Origin of the sequence: Nonomuraea sp. MTCD27 (assembly GCF_041950495.1) — a bacterium.
In the GTDB taxonomy this organism is placed as follows: domain Bacteria; phylum Actinomycetota; class Actinomycetes; order Streptosporangiales; family Streptosporangiaceae; genus Nonomuraea.
On record NZ_JBGNUW010000056.1, the window covers coordinates 1 to 17,221 of the forward strand.

The following is a 17,221-nucleotide window of genomic DNA, read 5'->3' on the forward strand; positions in this document are numbered from 1 at the left end:
CTACCACAACCGCAGACGCTGGCAGCAGACCAAGGCACCCCCATCCGACGAACCGGTCACCGACAGCTGAGCACCCGCTCTACACGGCCAGGCTGTAGTTATCGGTGCATTGTGCTTGACAGATCTCCACGACGTTGCGCGTCTTGTAGTGCTCGGGATCGAAGCCGGTCGGGCGGCCACCGCGGCGGCCGCGCCGGCGACGGTTGGCCCGCTGATCCTTCGGTTCCGGAATGGTGTGGCGGATCTTGCGGCGGCGCAGATGGCACCGGTTGGCGCGGGAGCTGTAGGCCTTATCGGCGGTCAGGCTGTCGGGCCGGGTGCGCGGCCGGCCCGGGCCCCGGGCGTGGCACGCGGATCTTTCCCAGGACAGGGCGCAGTTGTGGGCTGTCGCCGTACTGGCCGGGCGTCAGGACCAGGGCCAGCGGGCGGCATCGGCCGTCGGCGGCCAGGTGCAGCTTGGTGGAAAAGCCGCCGCGCGAACGCCCTAGACACTCGCCGCTTGGACCACCTCCGCCAGCCGGGCGCGCAGGGCGGTCAGCACCGGATCGCCCCGCTTTGTCCCCGCCGGTTCCCCTTTTTGTCCGGCCACGACAGGCGGGGCGGTGCGGGGTGCGCCGGCTGCGTGCTGGTGGGCGCGCATGGTGGTGGAGTCCACCGCCACGTTCCAGTCCAGTCGGCCCGCCGCATCCTCCAGGGCCTGCAGCTCGGTCAGTAACCGTTCCCAGGTCCCATCTGCTGACCAGCGGCGATGCCGTTTGTAGGCAGTGATCCAGCAGCCGTAGCGCTCGGGCAGATCCCGCCAGGGCACCTCGGTCCTGGTCCGATAGAGCACAGCGTTGATCACCGTTCGATGGTCGCTCCAGCGGCCACCACGCGTGCCGCCCGCGGGCAGCAGCGGCTTGAGACGTTCCCACTCGGAGTTCGTCAGATCACCACGACCCATACGCCAAGCGTGACATCCTCGCCACCCACCGTCATGAGATCTAAGAAACAGCTCCTAGGGCAGACAGGGTGCGGGTAGCCGGCCGGGCGGGAATCGACGGAGAGCCAGGGCAGAGCAACCTGCGGCAGCCGAACACCAGGTTCGTCGCCGTTACGTCGTACTTCACGGGGCGCATCCACCAGCAGACCCTCCTTCACCCAACATACGCACGTCGAACGAGGTGACGGTGAGGACCTCCACCTCAACCGGAATGACGGGCCGCGCAGCGGGGGTCATCCCTACGCCGATCTACCGTCATTTCCCGGAATGCCCTGGTCAAACGCTTGAGGCCGTCTAACCAAGTCCGCCACTCGCGCAGCAGCCTCCACGGGATCTTCGTGTTCCCATACCCGCAGAACGTGCCACCCGGCCTCTCTCAGAAGGCGGTCTGTTTCCGTATCACGTTCGCGCGTGCGGCGCACCTTCTCGGCCCAGAAGCCGGCGTTGGTGACGGCGACAGTGTGATGGGTGGGACAGCCATGCCAGAAGCATCCGTCCAGAAAGACCGCAACCTTCGCCCGCACGAAAACCAGGTCAGCCGTGCGTCGGACCTCCTTCAACGGCCGACGGGAGACCCGATACCGCAGGCCCAGGGCATGAACAGCTCTCCGGAGCGCGAGCTCGGGCTTGGTGCCCTTCCCCTTGTTTGACCGCATGCTCGCCCGCACAGCGTCGCTCGACGCCCATGACTGAGTCGGTCTGGCCACAGGGACAACCTTAGCCCCAGAGCCAACGTCCTGGCCTGTGGGATCGCCATCAGGCCTGACGCGAACAGGTGCTCGATTTTATGACCAAGGAGGTGTTTACTATCTCCCAAGTGATCTCCGTGGTCACTCCGCTTGCCAGAATTTCGCATCACTAGGAAGGCAGGACAACAACCGCCCCTATAGTTACAGGGCCGTCGTTGTCGGGGAGGGTGTGTTGATGACTGGGACGATCCGCACGATGGATCTGTTTGCAGGCGCAGGCGGACTGGCCCAGGGGTTCAAGCAGGCCGGACTTGGCTACGAGACCGTGTTCGCAGTCGAGATCGACCCGGCTGCTGCGCGCACCTTCAAGCAGAACTTCGGGTGCCCGGTGTATGACGGCCCCATCGAAAGAGTCTCAGTCGAGGACTACCCGCAGGCCGACGTGATCATCGGAGGCCCCCCGTGCCAGGGGTTCAGCCCGCTGGGACGCGATCGTGACGACGTGAGCCGAGCCGAGATCAACGAACTCTGGCAGCAGTATCTGAAGGCCGTGCGCCAAGTGAGGCCGAAGGCCTTCGTGATCGAGAACGTACCAGAGTTCCAGAAATCAGCGCAGTTTGCCCGCCTTCTCCAGTTGATGAGGACAGACGAGGACCTCAAGCCCTACGAGTTCGGCTTCGGGGTTCTCAACGCCGCCGACTACGGCGTGCCGCAGAACAGACGACGAGGCATCTTCATCGCCGTCCGCGGAGTCGACGAGGTTCCCTGGCCTCCGCGGCCGACCCACGGCCCCGACTCCCGTGAGCAAACGCCGTACCGCACCCTGCGCGACACGATTGCGGACCTCCCTGCCTATCCGGAGCTCACAGAGATCTCCGTCGACGATGCCGGGCGACAGGATCTTCACATCCGTCGGACACCCACGCAGAAGTCTCTTGAGCGGTACCGCGCGATCCCTGCCGGCGGCAATCGTTTCGACCTTCGCCGCAACCGCCCAGACCTGGAACCGCGGTGCTGGGCAGAGAAGCCGACAGGCACGACGGATGTCATGGGCCGGCTCTGGTGGGATCGCCCCAGCGTGACGATTCGGACGGAGTTCTATAAGCCCGAGAAGGGGCGCTACCTGCACCCCGTTCACGACCGGCCTATCACCCATCGCGAGGCTGCGCGGATTCAGAGCTTTCCGGACGATTTCGTATTCGTGGGCTCCAAGATCGAGGTTGCGCGCCAGATCGGCAACGCCGTACCACCTCGACTCGGCCAGCGGCTCGCCCATTTCATTTACGAACTCGCCTTCGCCTCCGCCGATTCAAAGGCACAGAGGAGCTCGCCTGAGGCAACTGATAGTCATCGCCTCGACTAAGCTCCCGAAACATCGTTACATAGTCGGATGCATTACTGCGCTTACCATCCGCGATGTAGCCCTTAACCAACATAAACATCAGAACGGAATCAGCGAGCACGCCGATGGCTAAAGGCAGCGTCCAAAGGCAGGCTATCGCAATAATTATCCACATCGGCGGCAACCGTCCACCCCAGTGGCTGGCTACAGCGTAGCCAAATGTGAGTCCCATTCCCAGTTGAGCAGGAACCAGGGTCCCGATGATTCGGGCAATCTTTCGTTGCGAACCGATGTGTCGTTTCACGCTTGACAGAAGCCATTCACGGCGCTGCACCAACCCTTTCTTCGACGTCTAAACACAGCGCCCAACCCTCGCCAGATTGGGCGAGAGCGGACAAGCGATACGGGCACCTTGACACAACACCTAGAGGCCAGTGTCTCCCTAACCGATGGCCAAGCGGCAATCCTCCGGACCATAAGAGAGTTAACTATGAACTCCTGCAGGCGCAAGGCGCAGTCGCAAATAGACACCTAAGACGCAATACGTCCCGCGGTGCGCCACGGGAGCCCAAGATGTCGCATTTGTGGCGAAATTTACAGATCTCCGCCTGTGTACTTCGCGAAATCTGCCCTCTTCTTGACACTCCTACCAGCCCGGCTCTACCCTCCAAGCCAGACGGTAAAGCTGTCTTGCCGACCATCGCCCGGATGAGCTTCTAAGCCTGAAGGTGTTGGCCTAAAACTGAAGCCCCTGCCCCCGCCCGTTGTGTCACCCTCAAGCCGAAGGTGGCTTGTCGAGGCAGGGCGATAAAGAGCCTTGTTGTCGGGATCAATCACATGGCTCTGCGTTAAGCGTGCCGGAAATAATTTCTCGACGAAAGGTGTCGGCAGCACAATGACGACTTCACACGGCAAACAACTGGAGCGACTGGAGCGGTCGCTCAAGGAGGCGCTGGCGATCGTCCAGGCAACACCACGTCAAGACCTGCGGGCACAGGAGTGGCTTGAGACCGCAGCTCAGGTGGGCACTCGCCTCTCTGAATCTCGCGACGCCCTCGCCGAGGTTCGTCAGGACGTCGTCGGCGGCGCACGTACGGCACTTCTCCTCTACTTCCGCAGCCACTCCGGTGAAACGCTCCACCCGCATCAGCTGGAAGGGGTTGCAGCCATTCGCGCCTGGGCGCGGCGCATCCGAGAGCTACGCGGGGTTGGCTGGAAGATCGAAACGCTCGGCTCTGGCGCCGAGGCTCCCTACCGTCTTGCCGCACCTCAGCTGGAGGAGACCGTGGCCGTGAGCGAGAGCACCATCGAGTCCATCGGGGGAAAGAATCCCGGCGAGAGACTCATCGAGTATCTCGTCCACATCAGCCCCTGGCCAGCGAGTCCTCAGCAGCTCGAACGCGTCGCCAAGACGCCAACATGGCGCCAGGAGATCCGGGAACTGATCGGCCAGGGATGGCTGATTCAGTCGCACGACGATGTCCCCCAGGAGATCCCGGCGGGGCACTTCAGGCTCGCGAATCTTGAAGCCTAGCCAACAGGGGTTCCATCCAGCCGGCGAGCCTTGTCGTACCCCTCTGGCATAAACGTCTACACCAGCTACCCCTCGTGTGGGTGAGGAGCGGATCGCAGTGGTCAGTCCGAATGAGGCCGGACACGCCGGCATGTCTGAGTGGGCAGGCGAGGACGGCATCGTTGCCCAGGTCATTCTTGATCAGTCCGAAGCCTGCCTCCGCTCCTACGAGGCCAACTCCGCCCTTATCGAAGAGCACGCGAACATCGAGACCTCCATCAGGGAGGGCGGATACGGGAACCGTCAACTGTTCGAGCTGATCCAAAACGGCGCGGACGAGCTTAGAGCAAGCTCTGATGGACTGATTCACGTGGTGTTGGCGAAGGACACACTGTACTGCGCAAACCTCGGCCACCCAGTCACGGACCAAGGTGTGCGGACCATCTTGGCCTCGCACCTGTCTCGTAAGCGAGGCGCCGAGATCGGCAGATTCGGTCTGGGTTTCAAATCTGTCCTGAGCGTCTCCGACCAGCCGCAGTTCTTCAGCCGCAGCGGCTCGTTCGGATGGTCGGCAAGCCGGTCCCGAAACCGCATTCTGGAGCGCGTTCCCGTGACCGGTCCCACACCAGTGCTTCGCATTGCGCACCTCCTTGATGCAGAACAGGAGCGGGCGGCGGACGCAGTCTTGGATGAATTGATGTCCTGGGCTTCCACAGTGGTAAAGCTTCCACTGCGTCGCAACGGCGACTACGCAGGACGCGTGGCTCAGCAACTCCGCACGTTCCCCGAGGTGTTCGCGGTCTTCTCCCCGCACGCCGGCCGGGTCGTCTTGGAGAATCGCACGGACGATCCTTATATCAAGGAGATCATCGTCGGCGGCGACGGCATCCATCGCTCACTTCGTGTCATCGAGAACAGCGTTGAAGCCGATCCAATCGAGTGGGCGGTGTTTGAGACAGTCTCTCCGCTGACGGATGAGGCGTGGGCCGAGGCCGGCGAGTACCGAAATCGCGTCGAGGTTCCGATCGCATGGGCTGTGCCGGCCTCTGGATGGCAGAAGGAAGGTACCTTCTGGGCCTTCTTTCCGACAGAGTACAAAACCACCCTTAGTGGGGTTCTAAACGCCGCGTGGAAGACCAACGAGGATCGCCAACACATCCTCAGCGGAAACGCCTTCAACGAAGCCCTCATGAAGGAGTCAGCCCGCCTGATCGTGTCTGCTCTTCCAGATCTCTCCACGCCCGAAGACCCCGCGCGGCCGTTGGATCTGATCACCGCACGTGGACGAGAAGTACGCAACTGGGCCGACGATCTACTCACCAGGCTCGTCCGTGCAGAGGCCGCGCAAAACCGTACTCTGCCCGATCAAGACGGGGTGTTTCAACGCCCCGGAGACATAAGGATCCACCCAAAGGTACTGACCGATGATGGGCGATGGAAGTCTTGGGTTGAGCGGTGGGCGACCTATCCTGGTCGCCCTGTCTCGTGGTGTCATCCTTCTGTCGAAAGAACGCCCACCCGTCGCGCCCGTGCCTACTCGCTGGTGGAGGATGCGGGAGGTAGCCCCAGTACCGTCCAGGAGTGGCTGGAGGCTCTCGTAGCCGACGGCACAGCTGCGGCATCCGCAGTCGCGTTGTCGATTGCGGCAGAGATGGCCGGTGACGCGGACGCACCTCGACACGCTTTCGCTGACCAGGCGATCAGGGCTGCGATCTTGAGGACTACCGACGGACGAATGGTCCCACCGCAGGCGGACAGGGTCTTCCGCCGAAGTCCGATGGACCCGACGACTGAGTCCACCGTCTATGTGGACCCGACTCTGGAGGAGGACCCAGCAGTCTCTCGATTCCTTGACGTTCTTGGAATCAGAGAGGCAGACGCCTTCGGACGATTCGCAGCGGCTGTGTCGAGCGGGCTCCGCTTCTACGTAAGCCCTGATTGGGACAAGTTCTGGCTACTTGCGCGGCAGGCAGGAGCCGAACAGGCAGTCGCGCATCTGATCGACCAGGGTGTGGTTGAAGACCTGAAGGTCCGTACGCGTGCAGGAGCTTACAGACCCCTGGGCGAGTGTCTGCTTCCCGGTGCCATCATTCCCTCAGGAAGCCCGGACGACGGCGGGTTCGTGGTGGATGAAGACTTCCACAACGACGACATGGAGATGCTGCGCCAGCTCGGCATGTCCGATACACCAGGCATCGATAGGCCTTCCGCCTCGGCGCCGTGGTTCGGTGACTACAAGACGCGCATGATCGACCAGTACTACAGGAGCCTTCCAGCGGGGGTACGCAGACCACAGCAGAGCAAGATCGAGGTAACGGGTGCTAAGGTCGCGAGCCACATCGGGCTTCTCTTCACCCTTACCCCTGCTGCGCGCGCGCGATTCATTCAGAACCTGCCGGCCAAGGGGATAATCACGTCCTGGACCGCCTATGCGCTCACGCGGCCGGACGACACACCGATGTCCATCCCTTCACCGCTGGTTTGGGCCATCGAACAGAGCGGCAGATTGTCCACGTCGATGGGGATCCGTCGCATACCAGATTGCGTGGGCCCCCGGCTGAGTGACCATGCTCGTGTCCTACCGGTCGCCGACATCGATACCGGCCTTGCTCGTGCTCTCGGCCTTGCCGGCTCCCTTGAGGACATCAAGGGAGCTCTGTGGCTGTCCCTCCTCAACGAGGCGCTTGAGAGCGAGAGGCACATAGAACTGGGTATGCTCTACGCGCTTGCCGCCACACAGTTGAGCGCTCCCCTGAAGATCCGCTGCCAGCAGGGGGAGGAGTGGGTGACCTGCCACCCATCCGAGGCTGTCGCTACCGCGGACGTCGCGCAGTACCGACGCCTGGTGACCGGCGCCATCGCTGCTGTCCTCGTCCCCAAATCGGACGACGTCGCCCACCTAGTGGATCAATGGAGCATGAAGACCTTCGACGAGGTCTACATTACCGAGCTCCGCGCTACGTATCCGGGCGAGCCGACCCCTCTGGAGGATGTGTTCCCACAGCTCAAATTCGAGCCGGGACGCCCTCTACGTGGTCTCAGTCTGCAGCGTTGCGAAGCGCTGGAACAACTCATTCGAACACCGGCAGGTCAGACTGCCGAAGCCGTAGAGATCGGACGACGTGATGAGACGATCTACTGGCTCGATCGCGGTGACGATCTGGAACTACTTCGGGGGGTGAACGCACTTCTCAGGCTGGGGCTCTCCGAGGATCGCTGTCGGCAGGTACTTCAACATCGTGAGGAGGTGCAACGGGACCAGCAGATCGTAAGGGTGCGAGAGCTCCCGGATCTTCGCGACAAGCTGGTGGCCATGCTCGGTGGCGGCGTCCTCCGTGAACGCCTGCCGTATGGTCTGATCGACGCCGTCGAGGCCGAGGAAGGTCCTGTCGACGACCCCACCATCGCTGAACTGGCGCTGGCGGTATACGGATCGAGTGTTCTTCGCGAGTTCCGTCAGGAGTTGGAGGACAGGGGTTTCCCCATCCCGACCCAGATGGCCGGCAACCATCAGGCCAAGACATTCGTCGCCGACCTCGGCTTTCCTGCCGAGTATGCCGGCTACCGGCAGGCCGGCCTCGATCCGGTGCTCACGGTCCACGGCCCGGTGGATTTCCCCGCTCTTCACGATTACCAGGAGCTCATGGTCAGTCGAATTCTTGAAGTGCTCCAGAGCCGTCCGGCCCAGCGAGGGATGCTCAGTCTGCCCACCGGTGCGGGCAAGACCCGAGTCGCGGTCGAGGCGATCATCCGGCGGCTGCGCTCGCTTCCGCCGGACTCCGTCTCCATCCCTGTGCTGTGGGTCGCACAGACGGAGGAGCTGTGCGAGCAGGCGGTACAGACGTGGCAGACGGTGTGGCGCAACACCGGTCCCGCCCAGCAGTTGACCGTCAGCAGGCTGTGGAACACGAACGAGGCGGACCCCGTGGAAGAGGGCTATCACCTCGTCATCGCCACCGACGCCAAGCTGGAAAAGGTCGTCGAGTCGGATCGCTACGCCTGGCTGCGGGAGGCTCAGGCTGTCGTCGTGGATGAGGCGCACACCTCGATCAGTCCGCGATACACGCGCGTGTTGGCTGCATTGGGCCTAACCCCCCACCGGTCCCGATGCGCCCTTATCGGCTTGACCGCAACGGCCTTCCGCGGAACGAACACTGAGGAGTCAAACCGACTGGTAGCACGCTACGGCAGCAATCGATTGGATCATCACCGGGACGGCACCGAGATCCTGGGCTCCGAACCCTACGCAACCCTGCAGAAGTTGGGAGTCCTCGCAAGGGTCAGGCATGAGGTGCTGCCGGGCACTCGACTAGACCTCGACGCGCGGGAACACGAATCCCTCGTGCAAATGCGTCGTCTACCGGCTTCCGCCGAGGAGCGGCTCGGCCATGACACCATCCGCAACGGGATATTGATCGACAAGATTCTCTCCTTGCCAAGCGACTGGCAGATATTGCTCTTCGCCACGTCGGTCAACCATGCCCAGACCATGACGGCCTTGCTGACCAGGAAGGGAGTCCTCGCTGCCGCCGTGTCGAGCGATACCGATCTCGGTCAACGTAGGCAGGCGATCGAACAGTTCCGGCAGAAGCGGATACAAGTCTTGGCCAACTACAACGTCCTCTCCCAGGGATTCGATGCGCCGGCCACTCGTGCCGTGATCGTCGCACGTCCCACCTACAGCCCCAACGTCTACCAGCAGATGATCGGCCGAGGTATCCGTGGTCCGCTGAACGGCGGCAAGGAGGAATGCCTCATCGTGAACGTGGCGGACAACATCGCTCAATATGGCGAGGAGCTCGCGTTCCGCCAGTTCGATTATCTCTGGAAGAAGCAATGACCCACGACGCTCAGCTGACAGAAGGGCAGCAACAACTCGTTGAGGAGCCCGCAACCGCACGCATCCTCGTGACGGCGCCCGCTGGCACGGGCAAGACGTTCTCGTTGATCCGCCGCCTGGCGTATCTCATCGATGAAGAAGAACTTGAACCTGCCGAGGTCCTGGTCCTGAGCTTCTCACGCGCAGCTGTACGGGAGATCCGCGCTCGTCTCATCGAGTTCGGCTCCGGCGCCGCACAGGTCGATGTTCGTACCTTTGATTCCTATGCAACGTGGATCTTGTCCGAAGTCGCGCCTGACGGTCCCTGGCAGCGCCAAGGTTTCGACCAACGGATTCGGGCCGCGACTCGTCTGATTAAGGAGAACCCTGACGCTGCAGAACTGATCGGCGAGGTGCGCCACCTCGTTGTGGACGAGGTGCAAGACCTGGTCGGGGATCGCGCTGAGCTGGTGAAGGCCCTACTGGACATCGACCTGGAGGGCTTCACGCTGCTCGGCGATCCCGCACAGGGGATCTATGGATTCCAACTTGATGACCCGCAGGAACGTCTGGCGGGGGCGGCCCGACTCTACGGTGAAGTGCGGGAGCGCTTCCCAGACACCCTTACGGAGATCACCCTCGAAGGCAATTTCCGCGCCCGGGAACCGGAGGCCAGGGTCGCACTGCCCTTTGGCACCACGCTCGGCGCGACCGACGCGCCCTTCCGAGAGCTTCAGCGCGAGCTGCGCACCGTGCTTCTGTCCGGCGACTCCCTCGGCACTTTGGATCAGGCAGCCCCTGTTCTGGCGCGCATGACCACACCCACGGCACTGCTATGCCGAGGCAACAGGGACGTCCTCCTTGTCTCCAGACGCCTCCATGAGCTTGGTGTGCGACATCGCCTTCAGCGTTCGGCCCAGGACAAGTCGATCCCTTCGTGGGTGAGCGCGCTCTTCCGCGAACTCGACTCCAAACAGCCGACGACGAGGGCCGTTCTCGCGGTCACGGAGGGCGTTGGCGTTGACCCGCATGAAGCCTGGAGCCTCCTTAGGCGCATGGATCCCAACCGTCGCGGCGAGACACTCGATCTCGATGCCATCCGCCGAAGACTGGTGCACGGGGATTACCCGGATGAGCTTTCCCGGCTCCCGTCCGAGTCGCTCGCCGTGTCCACCATCCATCGGGTCAAGGGCCTTGAGTTCGATCAGGTAGTCGTCGTCGATCCGGGTGAGGCACCGGACGACGATCCAGTTGAGCAGGCTGAACGAGCCAGATTGTTGTACGTCGCGATGACCCGTCCCCGCGACCTGCTGATACACGTGAAGCCGATCGCCAAGCTCACCCCGGGTTACCTCAGGCGACAAGGCGATGGGCGCTGGGTCGAGTTTGGTTACAAGGCAGGACGTCATCTCGGTATGGAGATCCGTCCCGAGGACGTGAACGCCGAGAACCCTGCGGGCACCCTGGGATTTCACGGGGACGCCCGAGAGATCCAGAACTACCTGGCCACTGCGGTAGAAAACGGAGATCCCGTCACACTGAGGCGGCTCACGGGAGCTTCGGCCGAGGATGTCCCAAGATACATCGTGAAGCATGACGGGCGCCGCATCGGCGTGACCACCGATGCCTTCGCCAATGCCCTGCAGTCACTTCTTACGGGCCGGGATCGCAGATTGCCCTCCGAGATCAGAGAAGTTCGAGTAGACAGTGTTGAGACGGTGATCGGACGGGAGGTCGCGGGTGTCAACGCGGGTCTCGGATGGTCAGGTGTTTGGCTGCGACCACGAATCACGGGATTGGGCCGTTTCAACTGGACTGAGGAGCAGGCATGAGCTTCGACAAGCATTATGCGTTCCGCGACGAACTGGTGGCGCAGTTGGAGCGTGACCTGATCGGCCCCGCCGGCTCCCCTACAGAGGTGATCACCGACCCCCCGATCACCAAGTACGCAACGGGCATCCTCTTCCCTCAGTCCGACGACAGCGTGACCGACGACAACGCCCTCGACGAAGAACTTGAGAGTCGACATCCGACCGACGCCCCCGATCCAGCGGTCACCATGGCCAACGTCCGGTACCCGTCGTCTATGGGCATGACGTTCGCCGTCGACGTCTCCAAGACGGAATCGATCACCATCGAGGTGGAAGCCGCCCGCTACATCCCGGAATCCGCAGAAGAGCGTCGTAGCCGAACCAGCGCAGTCGCTGAAGAAGCCTGGCGCCGAGAGCCAGTCCTGATCCCCCCCAGAGACATCATGGTCTCCATGGCCGACGACCCTGATCCCATCCCGCTCGCGGACAATCTGGTGCTTTTCGTGCGGGTACGGCAGGCTGACGCGAACGGAATCGCCGCAGTCACCCTGGCGTTGATCAACACGTACAAGTCGTCCGCCAACAGCGCCGACCGTGATACGACGTCCTTCTTCCAACCTCGAATCACGGTTAGGGGCGCCGAGAAATCATCGTCGCCGTTCGTGGAGCGCCCCGCGCTCGGCTCGGCCGACACCGACGAAGAACTGATTTCGTATCGTCTCCTCTACCGCCACGCACCGGTCTTCGCCACCGGTCACGGCTGTGCCGTGGAGTGGGAACCTTCCGAGGTCGCCATCAACGACATGGCGACCCAGCCGTCCACTGCCTGGATCCGAACGACCTTTGTTCCGACGCATGACCTTCGACTGGCTGACTCCAATCCCGCAATCGACGTCGGCCGACTCGGCATGCATCGCCTGGCCAAGGCCTCCGACGGAGAGGTCGTCTCCGCGTTGAGAGACCTTACCGCGGGCTACCGCCGATGGATCGAGCAGAGTGACGAGCGCGCTCGAAACATCGCGGATGAAGGTCTGAGGAGAACCGCCATCACACACTTGGAGAGGTGCAAGACGGCGTGCACCCGCATGAATGCGGGGATCGAACTCTTGGCGAATCCCGCAGATCCGACGCCCATGGAAGCCTTCCGACTCGCGAACCAGGCCATGGCCATGCAGCGGGCGCGGACGGAGTGGCTAAAGTCGCCGAACCGGCACACAACGTCGCCCGACGACTCGGCGGGCGTCTGGTATCCATTCCAGATCGCCTTCATGCTTCTCTCCTTGCAGGGCATAGCCGACCCCACGTCGAAGGATCGAAACATCGCCGACGTGCTCTGGTTTCCAACGGGTGGAGGAAAGACAGAGGCCTATCTGGGGTTGATCGCATTCTCGACGTTCCTTCGGCGTCTCCGTGATCCCCTGAACGGGGGCGGGGTGACCGTTCTCATGCGCTACACGCTCCGTCTCCTCACAGTTCAACAGTTTGAGCGTGCGGCCCTGCTGATGTGCTGCATGGAGCGGCTGCGTCTTGATCGGCAGGAACGGCTCGGCCACACAGAGATCTCGATCGGCATGTGGGTCGGCCGTGGATCCACACCCAACACCCTCGACGAGGCCAAGCGCGCACTACGCAAGCTGGCCAAGAACGAGGAAGTTCAGGAAGAGAACCCCGTTCAAATCCGCTCGTGTCCCTGGTGTGGCACCGGCCTTGATCACTACAACTACAAGATCTCGGCAGACCGCATCGTGATCGCCTGCGAGACGACCGACTGCGACTTCGCGCGGGGACTCCCGATCCATGTTGTAGACGAGGTCATTTACGGCACCCGTCCCACGCTGGTCATCGCCACTGCCGACAAGTTCGCCGGACTTCCCTGGAAGCCAGAGATCGGCAACCTGTTCAACCACTTCAGCGCCGAACCGCCACCCGAGCTGATCATTCAGGACGAGCTTCACCTCATCTCCGGCCCGCTGGGTACGCTGGCCGGCCTCTACGAGACCGCCGTTGATCTGGTCGCGAATCACCCCAAAGTGGTTGCGTCGACGGCCACCATCCGGCGTGCCGTCCAGCAAGGTCGCTCACTGTTCGACCGCACGGTGGAGCAATTCCCGGCGCCAGGGCTGGACGCCCGCGATTCCTACTTCTCCGTCGAGACTCCACCCTCGCGTAAGGCGAGCAGGCGGTATGTGGGACTGATGGCACCCGCGACCAGCCAGACGAGCCTGATGGTGAGGGCCTATGCAGCGCTACTTCACCATGCACAGGCGATCGAAGGTGACGACGATGTACGCGATGCGTACTGGACGCTCCTGGGGTACTTCAACAGCCTGCGCCTCCTCGCCAGCGCGAAACTCCAGATCCAAGACGACGTCAACGATCGGCTCGATCTGCTGAGTGAGACACTCCGCCAGAAGCGACGCGACATCGGCCGCGACATCGAATTGACGAGTCGCGAGCCGTCCAGCGCCATCCCCGGCCACCTTCAGGACATGGCCACGCCGTACCCGGACGCCTTGGGCGTGATCCTCGCCACGAACATGATCTCAGTTGGCGTGGACGTCAACCGTCTTGGCCTCATGGTGATGATGGGCCAGCCCCAGTCCACTTCCGAATACATCCAGGCGACAAGCCGCGTCGGTCGAAAATGGCCGGGCCTGGTGGTGACGCTGTTCAACGCGGCCAGGTCCAGGGACCGCTCGCATTACGAGAACTTCACCACCTACCACTCCGCCTTGTACCGACAGGTGGAGGCAACCAGCGTCACGCCGTTCTCCGCTCGGGCTCGGGATCGCGGCCTGCATGCGGCCATCATCGGTCTCGCCCGACTCATGATCCCCGTAGCCCGCCCGAAAGAGGCCGCGGCGTACATCACCGAGTTCGAGAGCGACCTCCGCGAGATCTGCGAAAGGATCTTGGCTCGCGTGGAGAGAGTGGCAGGTCACACCGAGCGCGCCATGACCGCCGACCAGATCGACGAGATCATCGACCGGTGGCGTGATGCCGCAGAAGCCGACCCGGCACTGACGTACGGGACCTACCGACAGCCAGGGCTACTGGTCGACGCGGGCCACTGGGACGCGTCAGATGATCAGGTCGCGGACTCCTTCGCGACTCTTTGGAGCCTACGTGATGTCGACGTGGAGTCCACCATCTACTTGGACAGGGGAACTCGGTGAAGGGGAAGCCTATCGGGGGAGTGCGCCGCGCTCAGCTCATCACGACTTACGGGGTGGGCTCCTTGATCGCGGTAGGCAGCGAGTCGTTTATGGTCGCCGGACTCGACCGTTGGCCTGAACTGAGCCCGTATGACCAGACCATTCATGAGCGCAGGTTGGAGAAGGAGCTTGGCGTTCAGTGCTTCCGTCTCCCGCCCGCATCTGATAGTGACAAGTACGGCGACGTCCCCGTCGTCCGGTTCCCGGAAGTACAGTCCTGCCCTGGCTGCAGTCGGCTGGCTAAGGCCCGGTTCTTTGGCGCCACGCGGAGCCCGGCCAAGTGCAAGGAATGCGATCGAGAGTTGGTCCCCTCCCGATTCGTTGTCTGCTGCGCCGCTGGCCACATCGATGACTTCCCCTACTTCCGCTGGCTCCACAAGGGTGCCGACAGCTCAGGCGGCGATAGTCGAACTCACGACCTGAAACTCAAAGCGACAGGTCGCAGTGCTTCGCTTGGTGACATCGAGATCTCGTGCGCCTGCGGCGTTCGTCCGGTGACCTTGGAAGGCGCCCTCGGTAAGGGGGCGCTGAGGGGCATCAGTTCCTGCACCGGACGGCGTCCTTGGTTGGGTGACGTGCCCACGGAGGAATGCGAGGAGCTTCCACGCGCAATGCAGCGCGGTGCGTCGGGAGTCTGGTTCTCCGACGTCCGCTCAGCTCTCTCCATTCCTCCATGGTCCGAAGGCGTACAGAAGCTGGTCGAACGTCATTGGAAATCACTGCGGAAGGCACGCGATCTCCGCGAGCGCCTCGAAGAGCTCGAACTGACCAACCACCGGATGTACAGCGTGGAGGAGATCATTCAGGCCGTGGAGCGGCGCCGCCAGGATGAAGCCGGCCTTTCCGACGGCTCCGAACCAGCCCTGAAACTGGAGGAATACGGAGCTCTGACCCGAACGACAGAGGAGAAGCCGGGAAAGCAGGACTTCGTCTGCGTACCGTGGCAGGAGGACACGGTATCGACGGAACATGGCATCGACCAGGTGATGCGCGTCAAGCGGCTGCGTGAAGTCCGAGTCCTGCAGGGCTTCACCCGCCTCGGAGCGCCGAGTGCGGACACTCCAAGCCGCCGGGCTCCGCTCTACACCGCCGATAACCGGCCCGACTGGCTCCCGGCGATCGAGGTCATCGGCGAAGGAGTGTTCCTGCGCCTAGACAATGCTCGTTTGACCACCTGGGAGTCTCGCCAGGCCGTTCGCGACCGGGTCGCTCCGATCAACGAGGCGTATCGCAAGCGTTTCGCACGATTCGGGCTCGCCCCCGACAGGGAGATCACGCCGCGCCTGGTGATGATCCACACATTGGCTCACTCGATTATCACTGAGTGGAGCCTCGACTCCGGCTATCCCGCCGCCTCACTGCGCGAACGACTTTACGTGTCGGACGAGATGTCCGGGTTCTTGATCTACACAGCGACCAGCGACTCCGCGGGAAGTCTTGGTGGGATCGTGGCCCAAGTGGAATCCGGAAAACTTGCGGCCTCCATCCGAACGGCTATCGAGCGCATCTCCTGGTGCTCCGCAGACCCCCTCTGTGTGGAGTCCGACGCGAGCGGGACAGACAACCTGAACCGCGCCGCTTGCCACTCGTGCGTGCTACTCCCTGAGACCAGCTGCGAAGAGTTCAACGCCCTGCTCGATCGCGCACTACTGACAGGGACGCCGGATCGATCCGACCTTGGGTTTTTCCAGCAGGCCCCCTAAGCGCGTGCAGAGAGTACGCTGGTGGGCACCTTCCGTGTGTGGATCGGGTGTTACGAAGGGCTCTGGCGTTTTGTGTGATGCCGTCGCATAGAGTGGTCGAGAGTCTCACCTGTGGCTGATCGCAATCGGATAACCGGCCATGCATACGTGCGACCGCCAGTTGGGCGAAGCTGCCTGACTCGCGCCAGACGGCGACCCAAGGCGCTCAGGGCCGCCTCCAGCGACGCAGCCGGATGAGGGCCATCTGCACACGCGAAGGTGAAGCCGATCACTGCGTCGGCGGCGAGTGGCGATCGCCTCGACCCACAGGAAACATCGATAGGCTCTATGGCATGAAGTCCCTCGATGAGCTCTTGGCTGTTGCTCGCGGCGTGCGAACGGACATCGCGAATGAAGCGGCGGGGCATGCGGAGGTTTCCGAGCGCCTTGTCGTGGTGTCCGACGGGACGGCCTCGGTTCTCCACTCCGAAGGACTTGAGACCCATGAGAGTGGCGGTGTGATTGCCTTCGTCAATGATTCGGGCATCCCATTCGTGGAGCAGGCAGACCAGCTCATTGACCAGGCCGCCAGCCTCAAACCCCAAGCTGTTCTGCTCGCCGGATCAGCTCTGACGGGACGTCCTGGGAAGGCGTTTCACCGTGTTCTGGCCGTGCAGATGTTCTCCGCTCGGCCGGAAATCCGGACGGCATGGATTTCTGAAATCACCGATGACGAGGGCTTGATCAGTTCGGTGGGCCCGTGGCGGGAGACTAAGGCGGGTCCTCCGATCTGGGCGGAAGAGATACTGTCCCGCGCTGGCTGGTGAACATAACGGCCGCAGCCCCTCTGGCACTCTGTAGGACCCTGCGGGTCTCAATCATAGGATTCGGGTGTCTGACCTGCGGGTTGTCGGTAATTTATACTGGCGAGCTGGTACTCGTTGCTAAGGCCGCCACCTGGCGAATGTCACGTAAAGTATTCACGCGGTCACACACTCCGGGTTAATGTCAGTCATGGAGATTGGGGAAGAGTGGGCTTATCCTCGATTCTTCAGCGGGCGGTGCTGTGTGAGTGGCTCCGCGATTTGCCCGTAATGTCCCCGACGCGGTTGGGGCGGGCCGTCGCATGACGCTGCGGGGGCGCCGGGTTCCACGGACCCGGAGCAGG

At 62.6% G+C, this 17,221-nt stretch carries 8 protein-coding genes and 1 pseudogene; 7 read left to right on the forward strand and 2 right to left on the reverse strand.

The window, feature by feature from the left end:
• Positions 1 to 124: 124 nt before the first annotated feature.
• Positions 125 to 943: pseudogene (locus ACBJ59_RS62485) on the reverse strand (IS5 family transposase); the annotation flags it as partial.
• A 278-nt stretch (positions 944 to 1,221) separates the two neighbouring features.
• Positions 1,222 to 1,638, reverse strand: a complete 417-nt coding sequence (locus ACBJ59_RS62490) for a very short patch repair endonuclease (RefSeq protein ID WP_375119345.1) — start codon at positions 1,636 to 1,638, stop codon at positions 1,222 to 1,224.
• 268 nt (positions 1,639 to 1,906) lie between these two features.
• Between ACBJ59_RS62490 and ACBJ59_RS62495 the strand changes: the two genes are divergently transcribed.
• The 7 genes from ACBJ59_RS62495 (at position 1,907) to ACBJ59_RS62525 (ending at position 16,880) form a co-directional block, all read left to right on the forward strand.
• Positions 1,907 to 3,034, forward strand: coding sequence for a DNA cytosine methyltransferase (locus ACBJ59_RS62495; RefSeq protein ID WP_375119346.1), 1,128 nt, complete (start codon positions 1,907 to 1,909; stop codon positions 3,032 to 3,034).
• An 874-nt stretch (positions 3,035 to 3,908) separates the two neighbouring features.
• Entirely contained in the window at positions 3,909 to 4,547 is a 639-nt protein-coding gene (locus ACBJ59_RS62500; RefSeq protein WP_375119347.1) for a hypothetical protein, read from the forward strand.
• A 76-nt stretch (positions 4,548 to 4,623) separates the two neighbouring features.
• Positions 4,624 to 9,366 carry a DEAD/DEAH box helicase gene (locus tag ACBJ59_RS62505; RefSeq protein ID WP_375119348.1) on the forward strand — a complete coding sequence of 1,581 codons (4,743 nt, stop codon included), beginning with the start codon at positions 4,624 to 4,626 and terminating at the stop codon, positions 9,364 to 9,366.
• Entirely contained in the window at positions 9,363 to 11,177 is a 1,815-nt protein-coding gene (locus tag ACBJ59_RS62510; RefSeq protein WP_375119349.1) for a UvrD-helicase domain-containing protein, read from the forward strand. The genes ACBJ59_RS62505 and ACBJ59_RS62510 overlap by 4 nt, the downstream gene beginning before the upstream one ends.
• A complete protein-coding gene (locus ACBJ59_RS62515; protein WP_375119350.1) occupies positions 11,174 to 14,332 on the forward strand; it encodes a helicase-related protein in 3,159 nt (1,052 codons plus the stop codon). Before ACBJ59_RS62510 ends, ACBJ59_RS62515 begins: the two co-directional genes overlap by 4 nt.
• 20 nt (positions 14,333 to 14,352) lie before the next feature.
• Positions 14,353 to 16,074, forward strand: coding sequence for a DrmB family protein (drmB, locus tag ACBJ59_RS62520; protein WP_375119352.1), 1,722 nt, complete (start codon positions 14,353 to 14,355; stop codon positions 16,072 to 16,074).
• Positions 16,075 to 16,406: 332 nt separating this feature from the next.
• Positions 16,407 to 16,880, forward strand: coding sequence for a hypothetical protein (locus ACBJ59_RS62525; RefSeq protein ID WP_375119351.1), 474 nt, complete (start codon positions 16,407 to 16,409; stop codon positions 16,878 to 16,880).
• Positions 16,881 to 17,221 lie beyond the last annotated feature (341 nt).

What these genes read in the sequence shown, in the direction of transcription:
- ACBJ59_RS62495 (WP_375119346.1), top strand. Translation starts at nt 1,907, where the DNA reads ATGACTGGGACGATCCGCACGATGGATCTGTTTGCAGGCGCAGGCGGA.
- ACBJ59_RS62490 (WP_375119345.1), bottom strand. Translation starts at nt 1,638, where the DNA reads ATGCGGTCAAACAAGGGGAAGGGCACCAAGCCCGAGCTCGCGCTCCGG.
- ACBJ59_RS62510 (WP_375119349.1), top strand. Translation starts at nt 9,363, where the DNA reads ATGACCCACGACGCTCAGCTGACAGAAGGGCAGCAACAACTCGTTGAG.
- ACBJ59_RS62525 (WP_375119351.1), top strand. Translation starts at nt 16,407, where the DNA reads ATGAAGTCCCTCGATGAGCTCTTGGCTGTTGCTCGCGGCGTGCGAACG.
- ACBJ59_RS62500 (WP_375119347.1), top strand. Translation starts at nt 3,909, where the DNA reads ATGACGACTTCACACGGCAAACAACTGGAGCGACTGGAGCGGTCGCTC.
- ACBJ59_RS62515 (WP_375119350.1), top strand. Translation starts at nt 11,174, where the DNA reads ATGAGCTTCGACAAGCATTATGCGTTCCGCGACGAACTGGTGGCGCAG.